Here is a 17,393-nt window from a genome sequence, read left to right as displayed (position 1 = left end):
TCCGTGCTGCATGATGCAACCTTGCCGCAGACAGCAGTAAAGAGGGCGTGAGCCCGGCGCAATGCGCATTTTTCCAGGCGAGTTTCCCCATGAAAAGCCAACCCGATGTCGCCCGAACGGCGGCCGAGGTAGTGACGCAATTACCGGTGCCTTCGCGCCTCGGTATGCTGCGTTTCGAGCGGCTGAATGAGGCAAGCTGGGCACTGCTGTACCTTGATCCCAATTGCGAAAAACAGTTCGGCCTCCCGGCGATGGAACTGTGCTCCCTGATCGGCTCGCCCTACGCCAGCCTGATGGAGCCCCAGGCCCGCTATCAGTTGCATGACGCGATTCAGCAGCAACTGACGGCCAGCCCCCATTACCTGGTGCGCTACACGCTACACACCAGCGACGGCCCCTTGAACCTGCTGGAACTGGGCGAAGCCTACAAACAGCACAATCGCCAGCTGTTGCGCGGCTACCTGATGGTGGTGGACGGTCTGTTCAGCAACCTGACACCGATGCCCGCCGCCGACCTGGAAGACCAGAACAGCCGTTTGCAGATTGCCCTGGAACTCAACCAGCGCACGCAACAGGAACAACTGCAACACCTGGAACGGGTGCGCGCCCAGCAGGAACTGATCCTGCTGTTAGCCCGCCAGCGCTACAGCACCAACAATTCCCTGCAAGAAGCCGCTGAACTGATCACCCGCAGCGCCTGCGATATTTATCAGATCGACTGTGCCAGCATCTGGAACCTGGAAGACCAGCATCTGGTGCCGATCTCCGCCTTCCACCGCGCCGATCAGCAACACCACCTGCCCATGCCCATCGACGTCAGCGGCTTCCCGGATTACCTGGAAGCCCTGCAAACCAGCCGCGCAATTGATGCCGGCAATGCCATGCGCGACCCGCGCACACGGGAGATGGCCGAGAGTCTGCGCCCGCGGGATATCCACGCCATGCTCGACGCCAGTATCCGCATCGATGGCCAAGTGGTGGGCGTATTGTGCCTGGAGCAAAGCGGCGCCACCCGCGCCTGGCAGGCTGACGAGATTGCCTTTGCCGGCGAGTTGGCCGACCAGTTCGCCCAGGTGATCAACAACCACAACCGCCGTACCGCCACCAGCGCCCTGCATTTGTTCCAGCGGGCCGTGGAGCAAAGTGCCAACGCGTTTCTGCTGGTCAATTGCGACGGCGTAGTGGAGTACGTCAACCCCAGCTTTACGGCGATCACCCAGTACAGCTCCGAAGAAGTCCACGGCCACAAGCTGTCGGAACTGCCGGCCCTGGAGAATCTCAGTGAGCTGTTGTTCGACGCACGGTCGAGCCTGGCCAAGAGCAACAGCTGGCAAGGCGAATTCAAGAGCCGACGCAAAAACCTCGAACCCTACTGGGGGCAGTTGTCGATCTCAAAGGTCTACGGCGACAACCGCGAGCTGACCCACTATATCGGCATCTACGAAGACATCACCCAGACCAAGCTGGCCCAGCAGCGCATCGAGCGCCTGGCCTATACCGACAACCTCACCAACCTGGGCAACCGTCCGGCGTTCATCCGCAACCTCGATGAACGCTTTGCCCGGGACAGCGACACTCCCATCAGCCTGCTGCTGGTGGACATCGACAACTTCAAGCGGATCAACGACAGCCTCGGCCACCAGACCGGCGACAAGCTGCTGATCAGCCTGGCCCGGCGCCTGCGTAACAGCCTGAGCGCTGGCGGCAGCCTGGCCCGGTTCGCCAGCAACGAGTTCGCGGTGCTGCTGGACAATACCGACCTTGAGGTCGGCCAGCAGGTGGCGTTCCAGTTGCTGATGACCCTCGACAAGCCAATGTTTGTCGACAACCAACTGATCAGCGTCACCGGTTCCGTGGGCCTGGCCTGCGCCCCGCTGCACGGCCGCGACCCGCAAACCCTGATGCGTAACGCAGGCCTGGCGCTGCACAAGGCCAAGGCCAATGGCAAACATCAGGTCCAGGTGTTCACCGAGGCGCTGAACGCCGAGGCCAGCTACAAGCTATTCGTGGAAAACAACCTGCGCCGAGCTTTGACCCAGAACGAGTTGGACGTGTTCTACCAGCCAAAGCTGTGCCTGCGTAGCGGCCGCCTGCTGGGGATGGAAGCGCTGTTGCGCTGGAATCACCCGGAAAAAGGCATGATCCGCCCGGATCAGTTCATCAGCGTGGCCGAAGAAACCGGGTTGATCATCCCCATCGGCAAGTGGATCGCCCGCCAGGCCTGCCGCATGAGCAAACGATTGAGCGCCGCCGGCATGGGCAACCTGCAGGTAGCGATCAACCTGTCACCCAAGCAGTTTTCCGACCCTGACCTGGTGGCCTCAATTGCCGCCATCCTCAAAGAAGAACAGCTGCCTGCCAATTTGCTGGAGCTGGAGCTGACCGAAGGCCTGCTGCTGGAGGCCACCGAAGACACGCGCCTGCAATTGGACCAATTGAAGAGTTTCGGCCTGACCCTGGCCATGGACGATTTCGGCACCGGCTACTCGTCGCTCAGCTACTTGAAAAAATTCCCCATCGATATCATCAAGATCGATCGCAGCTTTATCCATGAGATCCCGGACAACCAGGACGATATGGAAATTACCTCGGCGGTGATCGCCATGGCCCATAACCTCAAGCTCAAGGTCGTCGCCGAAGGCATCGAAACCGCCGAGCAACTGGCGTTCCTGCGCCGCCATCGCTGCGACGTCGGCCAGGGCTACCTGTTCGACCGGCCCATTCCCGGTTACGAGTTGCTGGAAAGGCTTAAACGCTATCCTCGCGGGCCAATCGCCTGACAGCGCTGTAACACTCGGGCACACTGGCAGTCTGAATTACTCCGTTAACTCAATCTGACTGAGAGGACTGATCATGGTCTTGCGCTCGGAAATCCTGGTGAACAAAAACGTGCTTCCCACTCAAGAACAAGCTTTGCCTGGCCGTGAAACCCCAATGACCTTGCCCGAGACGCACTTCGTCAATGGCAACCCGCTGCTGGGCCCATTCCTGGACGATGTAGGCTTCGCGATCTTCGGCCTGGGCTGTTTCTGGGGCGCGGAACGCCGTTTCTGGCAATACGAAGGCGTGGTCAGCACGGTGGTCGGCTATGCTGGCGGCTACACGCCGAACCCTACCTATGAAGAAGTCTGCTCGGGCCTGACCGGCCACAGCGAAGTGGTACTGGTGGTATATGACCAGGCCAAGGTCAAGTACGAAGACCTGCTGAAAATGTTTTGGGAACTGCACAACCCAACCCAGGGCATGCGCCAGGGCAATGACATCGGCAGCCAGTATCGTTCAGTGATCTACGCCACCACGCCTGAGCAGTTGGACGCAGCGAGGGCCAGTGCACAGGCTTATCAGAACGAGCTGAGCAAGGCTGGCCTGGGCACCATCACCACGGAAATCGAAGAGGCTCCGACAGTCTACTTCGCCGAGGCGTATCACCAGCAGTACCTGGCAAAGAATCCGGCCGGCTACTGCGGGATTGGCGGCACAGGCGTGACTTGTCCGATCTGAAGATCGGAGCTGCAAGTTTTAAGCTTCAAGCTGCAAGTAAGAGCAGGAACGCGCTTCTTGCAGCTTTCATTCAGCAATGAGCCAATCCATCTGCCACCCACCCTGGGTTTGCCCAAGTTGCTTGGACAGCCATGGCAGCAGCTCTCGCAATTCTTCCTCCAGCCCCCACGGCGGATTGGCAATCGCCAAGCCCGAGCCGTTCAGGGTATTGGGCGTGTCCAGCGGATGCACCAGCAATTCCACCCGCAGCAACTTCGGCGCGCCGGTGCCGGCCAGGTCCTGGTAGAAGCGGCGCAACATGCGCTGGTCCTTGACCGGGTACCAGATCGCCGCGACGGTCTGACGCATACGGCCAATTGCTTCCTTGAGGGAGGCGGCACAGCGCTGCATCTCGTCGAGTTTTTCGAACGGCGGATCAATCAACATCAATGCACGTTTTTCCGGCACCGGCAGCAGTGCCCGCGGTACATGCCAGCCTTCGCCCAGGTGCACCTTGACCCGACGGTCGCCCTTCATGTTGTCCTTGAGCAACACACCGTCTTCGGGGTGTTTTTCATTGAGCAGCACGCGATCCTGCGGGCGAGTCAGGCGCCGCGCCAGCTCCGGCGAGCCTGGGTAGTAGCGCAACTGGCCATCCGGGTTCATTTCGTGCAGCACGCGCATGTAGTCGGCGGTCAGCGGCGGCAGGTCCGTCGCGTCCCATAACCGGGCGATGCCTTCCAGGTATTCACCGGTGCGGTTGGCCTGGTCGCCCTGAAGGTCGTACAGACCAATTCCGGCGTGGGTATCAAGATAGGCAAACGGCTGCTCTTTGCGCGACATCAGGGCGATGAGGCGGGTCAAGGTCAGGTGTTTGAAGACATCGGCGTGGTTGCCGGCGTGAAAGGCGTGACGATAATTCATGGTTGCTCCTGCGCAGGGGGCGAAGTTTACCTTTTACGCGGGCAAAGGTGCAGGGTTGCGCGCCAGGTGGTGCTTATATCGCAAACACAGGGGCATCTCTGAAAACAATCTAAATACAGCGCGGCAGCGCGCTTATTGTGGCGAGCGGGCTTGCCCGCGTTAGGCTGCGCAGTAGCCCCCAGTACAAAAACCATTTCCAAGGAGGTCAACAACTCTCATGAAAGACGCCACTATCGCCCTGCACCACGGCTTCAAGTCGGACCCGACCACCAAGGCCGTCGCCGTGCCGATCTACCAGAACGTCGCCTTCGAATTCGATAACGCCCAGCACGGCGCCGACCTGTTCAACCTGGATGTTCCCGGCAACATCTACACGCGGATCATGAACCCCACCAATGACGTGCTGGAACAACGCATGGCAGCCCTGGAAGGCGGGATTGCTGCCTTGGCCGTATCGGCTGGCAGCGCGGCGATTCATTATGCGATCCAGACCCTGACCCGCGCCGGCGACAACATTGTCACCACCCCACAGCTTTATGGTGGCACCTATACCCTGTTCGCCCACCTGCTACCGAGTTTCGGTGTCGACGTGCGCTTTGCCCGAGACGATTCGGCCGAGGCCATCGCCGAGCTGATCGATGACAACACCAAGCTGGTGTACTGCGAAAGTATCGGCAACCCGGCGGGCAATATCATCGACATCGAAGCCCTGGCCGAAGTCGCCCACGCCCGTGGTGTACCGCTGATGGTGGACAACACCGTGGCCACGCCGATCCTGTGCAAGCCGATCCAGTTCGGCGCCGATATCGTCGTGCACTCGGTGACCAAATACGTTGGCGGCCACGGCAACTCCTTGGGTGGCGTGATCGTCGACAGCGGTACCTTTCCCTGGACGAAATATCCGGAAAAATTCCCCGGACTGAACCAGCCGGAGCCGGCCTATCACGGTGTGGTCTACACCGAAAAATTCGGCCCGGCGGCGTTTATCGCCCGCGCCCGTACCGTACCGCTGCGCAACACCGGTGCGGCATTGGCACCGATGAACGCCTTCTTGCTGCTACAAGGCCTGGAAACTCTGGCGCTGCGCATGGAGCGCCATACCGAGAACGCGCTGAAGGTTGCGCAGTTCCTGCAAGGTCATGCGCAAGTCGAGTGGGTCAGCTACGCCGGCCTGCCAGATCACCCACACCATCATCTGGCGCAGAAATACATGCAGGGCAAACCTTCGGCGATTCTGTCCTTCGGCTTGAAGGGCGGCTTTGATGCCGGCGTACGCTTCTACGATGCGCTGCAGATTTTCAAGCGCCTGGTGAACATCGGCGACGCCAAGTCCCTGGCTTGCCACCCTGCCTCCACGACACATCGGCAGATGAGTGAGCAGGAACAGGCCAAGGCCGGCGTCAGGCCAGAAATGATTCGCCTGTCGGTAGGTATTGAAGCCATTGAAGACCTGATCGAAGACTTGCAGCAGTCGCTCAATGCCTGATCAAACCAGCTCGGCGGTGAGGTAGGCGGCCAACGCCCGCTGATCGCCGCCAGGCTTGCGCACAAAATACGCGGCCTTGTGCTTCAAGGTCGTGATCGCAAACGCCTGATACAGGTCCGGTAGCTCCTCTTCCAGCCATTGCAGCAGGTTGCCCACCAGAGGAGCGGTCGAATGCTCGCCCAACTGTTTGAGAACCTGTGGCGGAACCTCCCACCAAGGGCTTGCCCCCGCAGCGCCTGCCAATGCTCCGGCAACTGCATGGCGTTGACCATTGATCCAATACCTCCCGAATACGGGAATCACCCCGCCCGCCTCAGGCCCGAGCGCCTTCAGGACAGGCAGTAGATACGTCCCGTCCCAAAAGCGGAAAAACACCACCTGCCCCTCTGGCAACAGCACCTTGGTCAGGCTGCGCAGATGATCGACAACGGTTTGCAAAGGGCAAGACGATACGCCCAGCCAGCCCCAGTCGGCGGCCTCGCATTCAGCGACCCAATCAAGAAAGGGACTGTCAGTGGCAACCACCGCGACATAGGGCATGACCTCCTCCCACGCCCCATACTCGCTGTTGGCCCAGACGGAACTGGGTAAGCCGCCGCCGGCCAGCCGCCAGGCCTCAACCGGTTTGCATTGGCTGGCATTGCCCAATATGGCGAACAACTGCTCACCGGCCTGCAAAGGTTCGCGGGCCAGCCAATCACGAGGGCTGGTCATAAAGAGGCTCCGCTCAACGACGCGCCACGATGTGGCGGGGAGTTGCACACACCGTTCTTGCAGCGCTCGCACTCCTCACAAAACGGCGCGCTGCGCTTGAGGCTCACTACCTGTGCCGCGCTCAACGGCGCCGCCAGGACGGCCAACAAGGCCTTCTGGACACCTGGCAGCAATGGCGCAGTCACCACGCCTGCCTGGGGCGCACCGCCAATCTGAATCGGCGAGCTGCTGAAAATCCCGCCCGCCGACACCGTAATCCACTGGCCTCCCGCTTGCAGGGTCACGCTGGCGCCCCCGTCGACGACAATCTGCTGCCCGGCGCTCAAGTGGATCTGCTGCCCCGCCTGCAGCGAGTAACTGGCCAGTTGCACCTGCTGTGCCCCGGCAATCACCAGATGATCATCCTGCTTGAGTTCAGTCAGGCGATTGCCATGGGTAATGCGCTGTTCCTCACCGTGCAGTTCATGGCGCGATTGGCCACTGACCTTCACGCTGCGCCGGTTATCCACTTGCAGGCGCTGATCGTGCAGCACGTGCTGGGTCCAGTCGCGCTGGGCTCGCAGGTAGATTTCCTCGGCGCCCTTGCGGTCTTCGATGCGCAGTTCGTTGTAGCCACCGCCACCGGGACTGCTTTGGCTACGGAAGATGCTGCGGGTTTGGTCTGCCGGTAGATCCAGGGGCACCGGCGTCGTCGCGTTGGCCAGACAGCCAACCACCAGCGGCATATCGGCATCACCATTGATGAAACCGACCAACACCTCCATGCCCACCCGAGGGATCAACACTGCGCCGTAATGCTCATGAGCCCAACCGCTGGCAACCCGCAGCCAACAGCTTGAATGCTCGTCGTGTGCACCACCTCGGTCCCAGGCCAACTGCACCTTGACCCGACCGTATTCATCGCAATGAATTTCACTGTCCACAGGCCCGGTGACTACCGCGTTCTGGTACCCGCAGATCGGCGCACGAGGTGCCGGCAGAGGCGCACGAAATGGCACATCCCAAGGCGTGGCGGTGAATTGGTTGCGATAACCCTGACGCCAACCATCATCTGCCGTATCGGCAACAGACTCCTCCAACACCTGGGGTTGCTTACCCTCATGGGTCACCTGCGTCACCAGCCACAAATCATTCCACTCCTGGCGAGGGTGCCCTGCCAGCTTGAGAAACTGGCCGCTCACCAGCGACGACTGATCACCACTACCCTGAGCCAGCCGATAGTCGCTGCGGTGACGCTCCAGGGCGCGTTGCGCCAGGTATTTGCCGTGGGGGCGATCGGTAAAGTGGCCTGGATAATCGTGATCTTCCAGAGAGGGAAGCTGCTCACCGAGGACTTCGCTTTCCAGCTCCAGACGCGGTTTACGAAAGTCGTAATCGCGCAGGTTTACACCCGTTGTCCGGGTCTCCAGACGCACCGAAAAGCGGTTGATCACCGGTGTATCAGCCACCATCCCGGAACCGGGCGCGTATTGGGTTGGCTGGTCACCTTGGGCAAACACAGTCTGGTCATCACCAAACACCAACAGGTGGCCCTCAGGACGATGCTGGAAGTGATAGTGAATTCCCGACTCGGCACACAGCCGCTGAACAAACGCCAAATCGGTTTCATCGAACTGCACGCAGTACTCACGCTCGGGATAAATACCCCCCACCCGGAACTCAAAGGCATCGCTCTGAATGCCCTGCCCCTCCAGCACCAGCTCGATGATCTGTGGCACGCGCTTGTGCTGGAAAATACGCTGGTGGCTGCTGTGTTGCAGATAGGTCAACTGCGGCACCAGGCTGATCTGATAGCGGGTCAGCCGACGGCCCGAGTCACCTTGCGCGACTCGGTAGACCTGACCATGAATGCCATGCCCCTGAGCGTCGAAGCCAAGGAACGCCTGACGGTGCAGCAGGCTTTCCAGATCAAGGTCTGGCTGTTCGCTGACCAGCTCCAGATCAAAGCGGTAGGGCTGGCTAATGGCTTCCTCCCCTCTGAATTCGAGGACCTTGAGGTCGCTGGGTACACCATCGAGGATCAGGGTAAAGGCACTTTGATTGGCAGGAGCGAACATCCGGTGTTTCTCTGCGAGTGATAGGCGAGGGATTCTGCACCAGCCATTTACCGAACTGAACGCGCTGCGAGCAATTCAGTAAATCCCTACGCTGCGAGCGCCTGAGTCCTCGGATCACCCGCCTGAATCACGCCCATAAAAAACGGCCCGCCATCCAAAGAATGTGGGCCGTTTTCAATTCAGCGGGCAATCAATGCCCCACCAGAACCGTTACTTGTTAAGTTTGAAATCCTTCTCGGCCGCATCAAAGCGCTCGACCATGCCAGCACTCGGCGCGCCCATCTTGCTCACGAAGTAGATCGCCAGGCTGGCGAAGATGAAGCCTGGGATGATTTCGTACAGGCCGAGCAATTCAAAGTGCTTCCAGACGATCACGGTGATCGCACCGACCAGGATACCGGCCAGTGCGCCGTCACGGGTCATGCCTTTCCACAGGACCGAGATCAGCACCACAGGACCGAACGCAGCGCCGAAACCGGCCCAGGCGTAGCTAACCAGGCCCAGTACACGGTTTTCCGGGTTAGCAGCCATGGCGATGGCGATCAGCGCAACCAGCAGCACCATGATGCGGCCGACCCACACCAGCTCAACCTGGGAAGCGTTTTTGCGCAGGAAGGTTTTGTAGAAGTCTTCGGTCAGGGCGCTGGAGCACACCAGCAACTGGCAGCTCAAGGTACTCATCACTGCAGCCAGGATGGCCGACAGCAGCACGCCAGCGATCCATGGGTTGAACAGCAGCTTGGCCAGCTCGATGAACACCCGCTCAGGATTTTCGGTCACGGGACCGGCGACTTCCGGGTGTGCCGAGAAGTAGGCGATACCGAAGAAGCCCACCGCCACGGTGCCGCCCAGGCACAGGATCATCCAGGTCATGGAGATGCGACGGGCATTGGCAATCGACTTCACCGAATCCGCCGCCATGAAGCGCGCCAGGATGTGCGGCTGGCCGAAGTAACCCAGGCCCCAGCCCATCAGCGAGATGACGCCAATGAAGGTGGTGTTTTTCAGCATGTTGAAGTTGTCAGGGTTCTGCGCTTCGATCGCCAGGAAGGTGGTATCGACGCCGCCGGTGGCCAGCAGCACGATGATCGGCGTCAGCAACAGCGCGAAGATCATCAGCGTGGCTTGTACGGTGTCAGTCCAGCTCACGGCCAGGAAACCGCCGACAAAGGTGTAGGCGATGGTCGCAGCAGCACCGGCCCACAGCGCGGTCTCGTAGGACATGCCGAAGGTGCTTTCGAACAGGCGGGCACCGGCAACGATGCCGGAAGCGCAGTAAATGGTGAAGAACACCAGGATCACCACCGCTGAGATGATGCGCAGCAGACCACTTTTATCTTCGAAACGGCTGGAGAAGTAATCCGGCAGCGTCAGCGCGTCGCCGTTGTGCTCGGTCTGTACCCGCAGGCGACCGGCGACAAACAGCCAGTTTAGGTAGGCACCGACGATCAGGCCGATGGCGATCCAGCTTTCCGACAGGCCGGACATGTAGATCGCGCCGGGCAAGCCCATCAGCAACCAGCCGCTCATGTCCGAGGCACCGGCCGAGAGCGCGGTAACCACGCTGCCGAGGCTGCGACCGCCAAGAATGTAATCGGAAAGGTTGTTGGTGGAGCGATAAGCCATGAGGCCGATCAGCACCATTGCCGCGATGTAGATCACAAACGTGATCAAGGTAGGATTACTTACACTCATTGAGTTACGCCCTGGCATTGTTTTTATGTAGCGGCGGTCTGTCAGGACGGCCACCAACGATTAGGTTGGTAGACGAAGCTGCGTGCCGCGCATTTATGACTGACGTTTCCCCAGGAAAGCCATCAGCCGATGAACCGAACCTTGCAGCTGGTTGCACCTTGGCAGCGAATGCTATTCAACAAAGCAAATAAGGTGCAACCAGTTTTTTGAGAATAAGTTGCACCTCGATGTATTTTTCGGCAAACGGCTTGTTTTTGCTCCTTTTCGGAGCAAGAACAGCAAAATCCAGAAGCAAATGCACCAACAGAAGCCGATTTGGTCGAGTTTGAATTTTTTCCTGACGAGCAGCGCTCTTTTCCGAGAAAAAAGGGTTGCACCCGGTTGCACCTCTTTCAGCACGAAGCTAATCTTGCCGCCAGCTAATGCCGCGCAGTAGTGCCACCCATGAGGATAAAAATATGGCTACGACCACCCTTGGGGTCAAACTTGATGACCCAACCCGCGAACGCCTCAAGGCCGCCGCGACCTCCATTGATCGCACGCCGCACTGGCTGATCAAGCAGGCAATTTTCAATTACCTGGAGAAACTTGAGGGTGGTGCAACCCTGAATGAGCTCAATGGCTTGAGCAGCAAGGACGCCGACGATGCCGGTGAGGTCCAGAACGACCACGCCCATCAGTGCTTCCTGGAGTTCGCCGAGAGCATCCTGCCGCAATCGGTACTGCGCGCCTCGATCACCGCTGCTTACCGCCGCCCTGAGCCGGAAGTGGTGCCGATGCTGATCGAGCAGGCTCGCCTGCCGCTGCAAATGGCTGAAGCCACCAACAAGCTGGCCGCCTCGATTGCCGAGAAACTGCGCAATCAGAAGAGCGCCGGCGGCCGGGCCGGTATCGTGCAAGGCCTGCTGCAAGAATTCTCCCTGTCGTCCCAGGAAGGCGTGGCACTGATGTGCCTGGCCGAAGCGCTGCTACGCATCCCGGACAAAGGTACCCGTGACGCGCTGATCCGCGACAAGATCAGCACCGGCAACTGGCAGCCGCACCTGGGCAACAGCCCGTCGCTGTTCGTCAACGCTGCCACCTGGGGCCTGCTGCTGACCGGAAAACTGGTCGCCACCCACAACGAAACAGGCCTGACTTCGTCCTTGAGCCGCATTATCGGAAAGAGCGGCGAGCCGATGATCCGCAAGGGCGTCGATATGGCCATGCGCCTGATGGGTGAGCAGTTCGTCACCGGCGAAACCATCGCCGAAGCCCTGGCCAACGCCAGCAAGTTCGAAGCCATAGGCTTTCGTTATTCCTACGACATGCTCGGTGAAGCAGCCCTCACCGAACACGACGCGCAGAAGTACCTGGCCTCGTACGAACAAGCCATCCACTCGATCGGCAAAGCCTCCCACGGTCGCGGGATTTATGAAGGCCCGGGCATTTCCATCAAGCTTTCGGCACTGCACCCTCGCTATAGCCGCGCCCAATACGAGCGCGTGATGGACGAGCTGTACCCGCGCCTGCTGTCCCTGACGCTGCTGGCCAAACAATACGACATTGGCCTGAACATCGATGCCGAAGAAGCCGACCGCCTGGAGCTGTCGCTCGACCTGCTGGAGCGCCTGTGCTTCGAACCGCAACTGACCGGCTGGAACGGCATCGGCTTTGTGATCCAGGCTTATCAGAAGCGTTGCCCGCATGTGATCGACTACGTGATCGACCTGGCTCGTCGCAGCCGTCATCGCCTGATGATCCGCCTGGTAAAAGGCGCGTACTGGGACAGCGAAATCAAGCGTGCCCAAGTCGAAGGCCTGGAAGGCTACCCGGTGTACACCCGCAAGGTGTACACCGACGTTTCCTACATTGCCTGCGCACGCAAACTGCTGTCGGTGCCGGAAGTCATCTACCCGCAGTTCGCCACCCACAACGCCCACACCCTATCGGCGATCTACCATCTTGCCGGTCAGAACTATTACCCCGGCCAGTACGAGTTCCAATGCCTGCACGGCATGGGTGAACCGCTGTACGAACAAGTTGTAGGCAAAGTTTCCGAAGGCAAGTTGAACCGTCCGTGCCGCGTGTACGCACCAGTCGGTACTCACGAAACACTGTTGGCGTACCTGGTGCGTCGCCTGCTGGAAAACGGCGCGAACACTTCGTTCGTCAACCAGATCGCCGATCAGTCCATCTCGATTCAGGCGCTGGTGGCCGATCCAGTGGCCAGCATCGAGCGGATGGCGACGCAGGAAGGCGGCCTCGGCCTGCCGCACCCGCGTATCCCGCTGCCGCGTGACCTGTATGGTGCCGAGCGCGCCAACTCCGCGGGCATCGACCTGGCCAACGAACACCGTCTGGCGTCGCTGTCCTGCGCCCTGCTGGCTTCCGCGCATAACAACTGGAAAGCCGCACCGATGCTCGGTTGCCCGTCGAGCAACGAAGCTGCTGCTCCGGTACTGAACCCGTCCGACCACCGTGACGTGGTTGGCCACGTGCAGGAAGCGACCGTCGAAGACGTCGATAACGCCATCCAGTGCGCCCTGCAAGCCGCGCCGATCTGGCAGGCCACTCCGCCCGCCGAACGCGCCGCGATCCTTGAGCGTGCCGCCGATTTGATGGAAGGCGAGATCCAGCCGCTGATGGGCCTGCTGGCCCGCGAAGCCGGCAAGACCTTCGCCAACGCCATCGCCGAAGTGCGTGAAGCCGTGGATTTCCTGCGTTACTACGCGGTGCAGGCACGCAACGATTTCACCAACGATGCCCACCGCCCATTGGGCCCAGTGGTCTGCATCAGCCCGTGGAACTTCCCGCTGGCGATTTTCAGTGGCCAAGTGGCTGCCGCATTGGCCGCCGGCAACCCGGTACTGGCTAAGCCTGCGGAACAAACGCCGCTGGTCGCCGCCCAGGCCGTGCGCCTGTTATTGGAAGCTGGTATCCCGCAAGGCGTGCTGCAACTGCTGCCGGGCCAGGGCGAAACCGTCGGTGCCCGCCTGGTGGGTGATGATCGAGTCAAGGGCGTGATGTTCACCGGCTCCACCGAAGTCGCGCGCTTGCTGCAACGCAATGTCGCTGGTCGCCTGGATGCCCAGGGCCGTCCGATTCCGCTGATCGCCGAAACCGGTGGCCAGAACGCAATGATCGTCGACTCCTCGGCGCTGACTGAACAAGTGGTCATCGACGTGGTGTCCTCGGCCTTTGACAGTGCCGGTCAACGCTGCTCGGCCCTGCGCGTACTGTGCTTGCAGGAAGATTCGGCAGATCGCGTGATCGAAATGCTTAAAGGCGCGATGGCTGAATGCCGCCTCGGCAACCCTGAGCGCCTGTCCGTAGATATCGGCCCGGTGATCGACGCCGAAGCCAAGGCTGGCATCGAGAAGCATATCCAGGCCATGCGCGACAAAGGTCGCAACGTGTACCAGGTAGCGATTGCCGACGGCGAAGAAGTCAAACGCGGCACCTTCGTGATGCCAACCCTGATCGAACTGGAAAGCTTCGACGAGCTGCAACGGGAAATTTTCGGCCCGGTGCTGCACGTGGTGCGCTACAAGCGCAAAGAGATCGACCAACTGATCGCACAGATCAATGCGTCCGGCTACGGCCTGACCCTGGGCGTGCACACCCGTATCGACGAGACCATCGCCAAGGTGATCGACAACGTCCATGCCGGTAACGTCTACGTCAACCGCAACATCGTCGGTGCCGTGGTCGGCGTGCAGCCATTTGGCGGCGAAGGTTTGTCGGGTACGGGGCCGAAGGCTGGTGGCCCGCTGTACCTGTACCGTCTGTTGTCGACTCGCCCTACGGACGCGATCGAGCAATCCTTCGTTCGCGGGGATGCACTGGCCGCACCGGATGTTCGCCTGCGCGATGCCATGAGCAAGCCTTTGAGCGCCCTGCAAGCCTGGGCTGACAGCAGCAAACTGGCGGAACTGAGCACGCTGTGCGTGCAGTTCGCCGCGCAATCGCAAAGCGGTATCACCCGCCTGCTGGCTGGCCCGACTGGCGAGCGCAACAGCTATGCAATCCTGCCCCGTGAGCACGTATTGTGCCTGGCGGAAGTGGAAGGCGATTTGCTCGCACAACTGGCTGCCGTGCTGGCTGTAGGCAGCTCGGCGGTATGGCCGGAAGCTGAATTGACCAAGGCACTGTTCGCACGTTTGCCAAAGGAGATTCAAGCGAAGATCAAGCTGGTGGCCGACTGGACCAAGGACGAAACCGTGTTCGATGCCGTCCTGCATCACGGCGACTCCGACCAACTGCGCGGGGTTTGCCAGCAAGTGGCCAAGCGTGGCGGGGCGATTGTTGGGGTTCATGGCTTGTCTTCGGGTGAAACCGGGATTGCCCTGGAGCGCCTGGTGATTGAGCGGGCGTTGAGTGTTAACACCGCTGCGGCGGGCGGTAACGCCAGCTTGATGACTATCGGTTAAATAAAGTGCTTGTTGTGGCGAGCGGGCTTGCACGCTCGCCACAATGACTCGCGCCCATCATCGCCTCGTTCTGCCCCTCCATCACCCACATCAATCTTGCTATCCAGCCTCTATTTGCACACTTAGACTCGGCCCATTCCCACACAGGTAAGCCGCCATGTCCGAGATGCTGCTCAGTTCCCGCAATCTGGCTTTCGAGCTGTACGAAGTCCTCGATGCCGAGGGCCTGACCCAGCGCGAGCGGTTTGCCGAACACAACCGCGAAACCTTCGACGCCGCCATCGGCACCGCCCGCAGCATTGCCGAGAAGTTCTTTGCCCCGCACAACCGCAAGGGTGACGAGAACGAGCCGCGCTATGAAAACGGTCAGGCGATTCTGATTCCCGAAGTGAAACCGGCCGTCGATGCTTTCCTCGAAGCAGGCTTTCTCAACGCCGCCCGCAGTTTCGAAGCCGGTGGCATGCAGTTGCCAACCTTACTGTCCCAAGCCTGTTTCGCCCACTTCCAGTCGGCCAATGCCGCCTCGACCTCGTATCCATTCCTGACCATGGGCGCAGCCAACCTGATCGAAAGCTTCGGCACCGAGGAGCAGAAACAACGCTTCCTGCAACCCATGATCGAGGGCCGTTTCTTCGGCACCATGGCCTTGACCGAGCCCCACGCAGGTTCATCGCTATCGGATATCCGCACCCGCGCGGAGCCTGTGGCTGACGGCACTTACCGACTCAAGGGCAATAAGATCTTTATCTCTGGCGGCGATCACCCACTGTCGGAAAACATCGTACATATGGTGCTGGCCAAGCTGCCGGACGCGCCAGTCGGAGTGAAGGGCATTTCGCTGTTTATCGTGCCCAAATTCCTGGTCAACGACGACGGCAGCCTGGGCAAACGCAATGACGTGCTGCTGGCCGGGCTGTTCCACAAGATGGGCTGGCGCGGCACCACGTCCACGGCGCTGAATTTCGGCGATAACGGCGACTGCGTCGGCTATCTGGTGGGTAAGCCTCATCAAGGCCTAAGCTGCATGTTCCAGATGATGAACGAAGCGCGGATCGGTGTTGGCATGGGCGCGGTGATGCTCGGTTACGCCGGCTACCTATATTCACTGGAGTACGCCCGCGAGCGTCCGCAAGGCCGCCTGCCGGACAGTAAAGACCCGAACACCGCGCCGGTCTCGATCATCCAGCACGCCGATATCAAGCGCATGCTACTGACGCAAAAGGCTTACGTGGAGGGCGCCTTCGACCTGGGTCTGTACGCGGCGCGGCTGTTTGATGACACCACGACCCTGGCGACCGAAACGGAGCGCAAGCAGGCCCATGAGCTGCTGGACTTGCTGACGCCCATCGTCAAATCGTGGCCATCGGAGTTTTGCCTGAAGGCCAACGAACTGGCGATCCAGATCCTCGGCGGCCATGGCTACACCCGTGAGTACCCGGTGGAGCAGTACTACCGAGATAACCGCCTGAACCCGATCCATGAAGGTACCCATGGCATTCAGTCCCTGGATTTGCTTGGGCGCAAACTGGCGCAAAACGGCGGCGCGGGTTTGAAGCAACTGATTCGCCTGATCGCCGAGACCGGCGCTAGGGCGCAGAAATATCCGTCACTCACAGCGCTACGCGATCCTTTGGAACAACTGGTGACGCGCCTGCAGAGCGTTACCCTCGGGTTGTTGACCGACCTCGCCCAGGGCAAGGTCAGCAGCAGCCTGGCGAACTCGGCGCTGTACCTGAAAGTATTCGGGCATACGGTGATCGGCTGGCGCTGGCTGGAACAGGCGATTCGTGCCGAGGAAGGACTAGAGAAGGGCAATGCCGCGGATATCGCCTTCTATAAAGGCAAGCTGCAAGCGGCCCGGTACTTCCTGACCTGGGAAGTACCGGGCTGTCATCATGAACTGGCGATTCTTGAGGCACGAGATGATACGTGCCTGGGCATGCAGGATGAGTGGTTCTAACCGGGCAAATCAGGGTTGCCCGATGGCCTTGGAAATCACCTCGACCGTGGCGCTGACTTGCTCTTGGTAACGGTCGAGTGCCTGCTGGTGACCCTTTTGCATTTCGATCTGCTCGGCGCACAGGTTCAACGCCGCCAGCACCAATAATTTGTCACCGATCAGGGTCGGGTACTTTTTCTTGGTGGTAGCCAATGACGCCTTGAGCATCGTCACGGCGCTCATCAGGGTGCTGCCTTCCCCGTCAGGTGCCTTGATCGAATAATCCTCACCGAGAATCGAAACGACCTTTATCCCCTCGGTGCCTTGATTCATGCGCTGACAGGACCTGCGCTTACACGCTCAACCAACGCTTGAATACGCGCGGCGGCGGCGCCCTGCTTTTCTTCCTGTTCCATCAGGTTCAGTTGCAGGCTGTCGTTCTCATCCTTAATGCGGGCCATTTCTGCCTTGAGGCTTTCATGGGTGCCCAGCAGGTCTTGGTTCTGCTGTACGAGGTCACTGACAAGTTGTTCCAGCTGGCTGAGGGATGCTTCTAACATTTTGATTTCTCGGGCTTTTTAAAAGGGCGGTGACGATAAAGAAAATTCACCTTGGAAGCCAGGGATATCCTGGCGCGGGGCCTTGATTTTACGGGTCAAGCCACGCTTTGGAGCCTTAGTGACTGC

Annotated in this window: 11 protein-coding genes; 5 read left to right on the top strand and 6 right to left on the bottom strand. The window is 60.1% G+C overall.

The annotated features are described in order from the left end of the window. The first annotated feature begins 89 nt into the window (after window positions 1-89). Both ACZRJ6_RS18955 and msrA read left to right on the top strand, forming a co-directional pair. Entirely contained in the window at window positions 90-2,780 is a 2,691-nt protein-coding gene (locus ACZRJ6_RS18955) for a putative bifunctional diguanylate cyclase/phosphodiesterase (protein WP_463969059.1), read from the top strand. A gap of 73 nt (window positions 2,781-2,853) precedes the next feature. Continuing rightward, window positions 2,854-3,501: a peptide-methionine (S)-S-oxide reductase MsrA gene (msrA, locus tag ACZRJ6_RS18950; protein WP_463969058.1), complete on the top strand. Its 648-nt coding sequence runs from the start codon at window positions 2,854-2,856 to the stop codon at window positions 3,499-3,501. 66 nt (window positions 3,502-3,567) lie between these two features. On the opposite strand, the gene ACZRJ6_RS18945 is transcribed toward msrA, so the two are convergent. Beyond that, window positions 3,568-4,404, bottom strand: coding sequence for a 23S rRNA (adenine(2030)-N(6))-methyltransferase RlmJ (locus ACZRJ6_RS18945; RefSeq protein WP_149411211.1), 837 nt, complete (start codon window positions 4,402-4,404; stop codon window positions 3,568-3,570). 217 nt (window positions 4,405-4,621) lie between these two features. Between ACZRJ6_RS18945 and ACZRJ6_RS18940 the strand changes: the two genes are divergently transcribed. After that, complete coding sequence (locus ACZRJ6_RS18940; protein WP_463969057.1) at window positions 4,622-5,890, top strand: O-acetylhomoserine aminocarboxypropyltransferase/cysteine synthase family protein; 1,269 nt, start codon at window positions 4,622-4,624, stop codon at window positions 5,888-5,890. Here the strand turns inward: ACZRJ6_RS18940 and ACZRJ6_RS18935 are convergent, their stop codons facing one another. The 3 genes from ACZRJ6_RS18935 to putP all read right to left on the bottom strand — a co-directional run bounded on the left by ACZRJ6_RS18935 (window position 5,891) and on the right by putP (window position 10,356). Further along, window positions 5,891-6,604 (bottom strand): DUF4123 domain-containing protein, encoded by a 714-nt coding sequence (locus ACZRJ6_RS18935; RefSeq protein ID WP_463969056.1) that lies wholly within the window; start codon window positions 6,602-6,604, stop codon window positions 5,891-5,893. Further along, window positions 6,601-8,661: a type VI secretion system Vgr family protein gene (locus ACZRJ6_RS18930; protein WP_463969055.1), complete on the bottom strand. Its 2,061-nt coding sequence runs from the start codon at window positions 8,659-8,661 to the stop codon at window positions 6,601-6,603. The genes ACZRJ6_RS18935 and ACZRJ6_RS18930 overlap by 4 nt, the downstream gene beginning before the upstream one ends. Before the next feature lie 210 nt (window positions 8,662-8,871). Further along, entirely contained in the window at window positions 8,872-10,356 is a 1,485-nt protein-coding gene (gene putP, locus ACZRJ6_RS18925) for a sodium/proline symporter PutP (protein WP_463969054.1), read from the bottom strand. 458 nt (window positions 10,357-10,814) lie between these two features. Between putP and putA the strand changes: the two genes are divergently transcribed. Together putA and ACZRJ6_RS18915 are read left to right on the top strand one after the other, a co-directional pair. Beyond that, window positions 10,815-14,768, top strand: coding sequence for a trifunctional transcriptional regulator/proline dehydrogenase/L-glutamate gamma-semialdehyde dehydrogenase (gene putA / locus ACZRJ6_RS18920; RefSeq protein WP_463969053.1), 3,954 nt, complete (start codon window positions 10,815-10,817; stop codon window positions 14,766-14,768). 157 nt (window positions 14,769-14,925) lie between these two features. Next, the gene (locus ACZRJ6_RS18915) at window positions 14,926-16,728 is read left to right on the top strand and encodes an acyl-CoA dehydrogenase (RefSeq protein ID WP_463969052.1); all 1,803 of its coding nucleotides are present in this window, start codon (window positions 14,926-14,928) and stop codon (window positions 16,726-16,728) included. 9 nt (window positions 16,729-16,737) lie between these two features. Here ACZRJ6_RS18915 and ACZRJ6_RS18910 read toward each other — a convergent pair whose 3' ends face one another. Both ACZRJ6_RS18910 and ACZRJ6_RS18905 read right to left on the bottom strand, forming a co-directional pair. Then, window positions 16,738-17,040 carry a cell division protein ZapA gene (locus ACZRJ6_RS18910; RefSeq protein ID WP_463969051.1) on the bottom strand — a complete coding sequence of 101 codons (303 nt, stop codon included), beginning with the start codon at window positions 17,038-17,040 and terminating at the stop codon, window positions 16,738-16,740. Next, window positions 17,037-17,267, bottom strand: a complete 231-nt coding sequence (locus tag ACZRJ6_RS18905; protein WP_463969050.1) for a hypothetical protein — start codon at window positions 17,265-17,267, stop codon at window positions 17,037-17,039. Before ACZRJ6_RS18905 ends, ACZRJ6_RS18910 begins: the two co-directional genes overlap by 4 nt. Between the last annotated feature and the right edge of the window lie 126 nt (window positions 17,268-17,393).

The organism is Pseudomonas sp. C321 (assembly GCF_055407105.1).
Note: the sequence above shows the minus strand (reverse complement) of the source record. Positions and strands in the feature narration are given on the sequence as shown.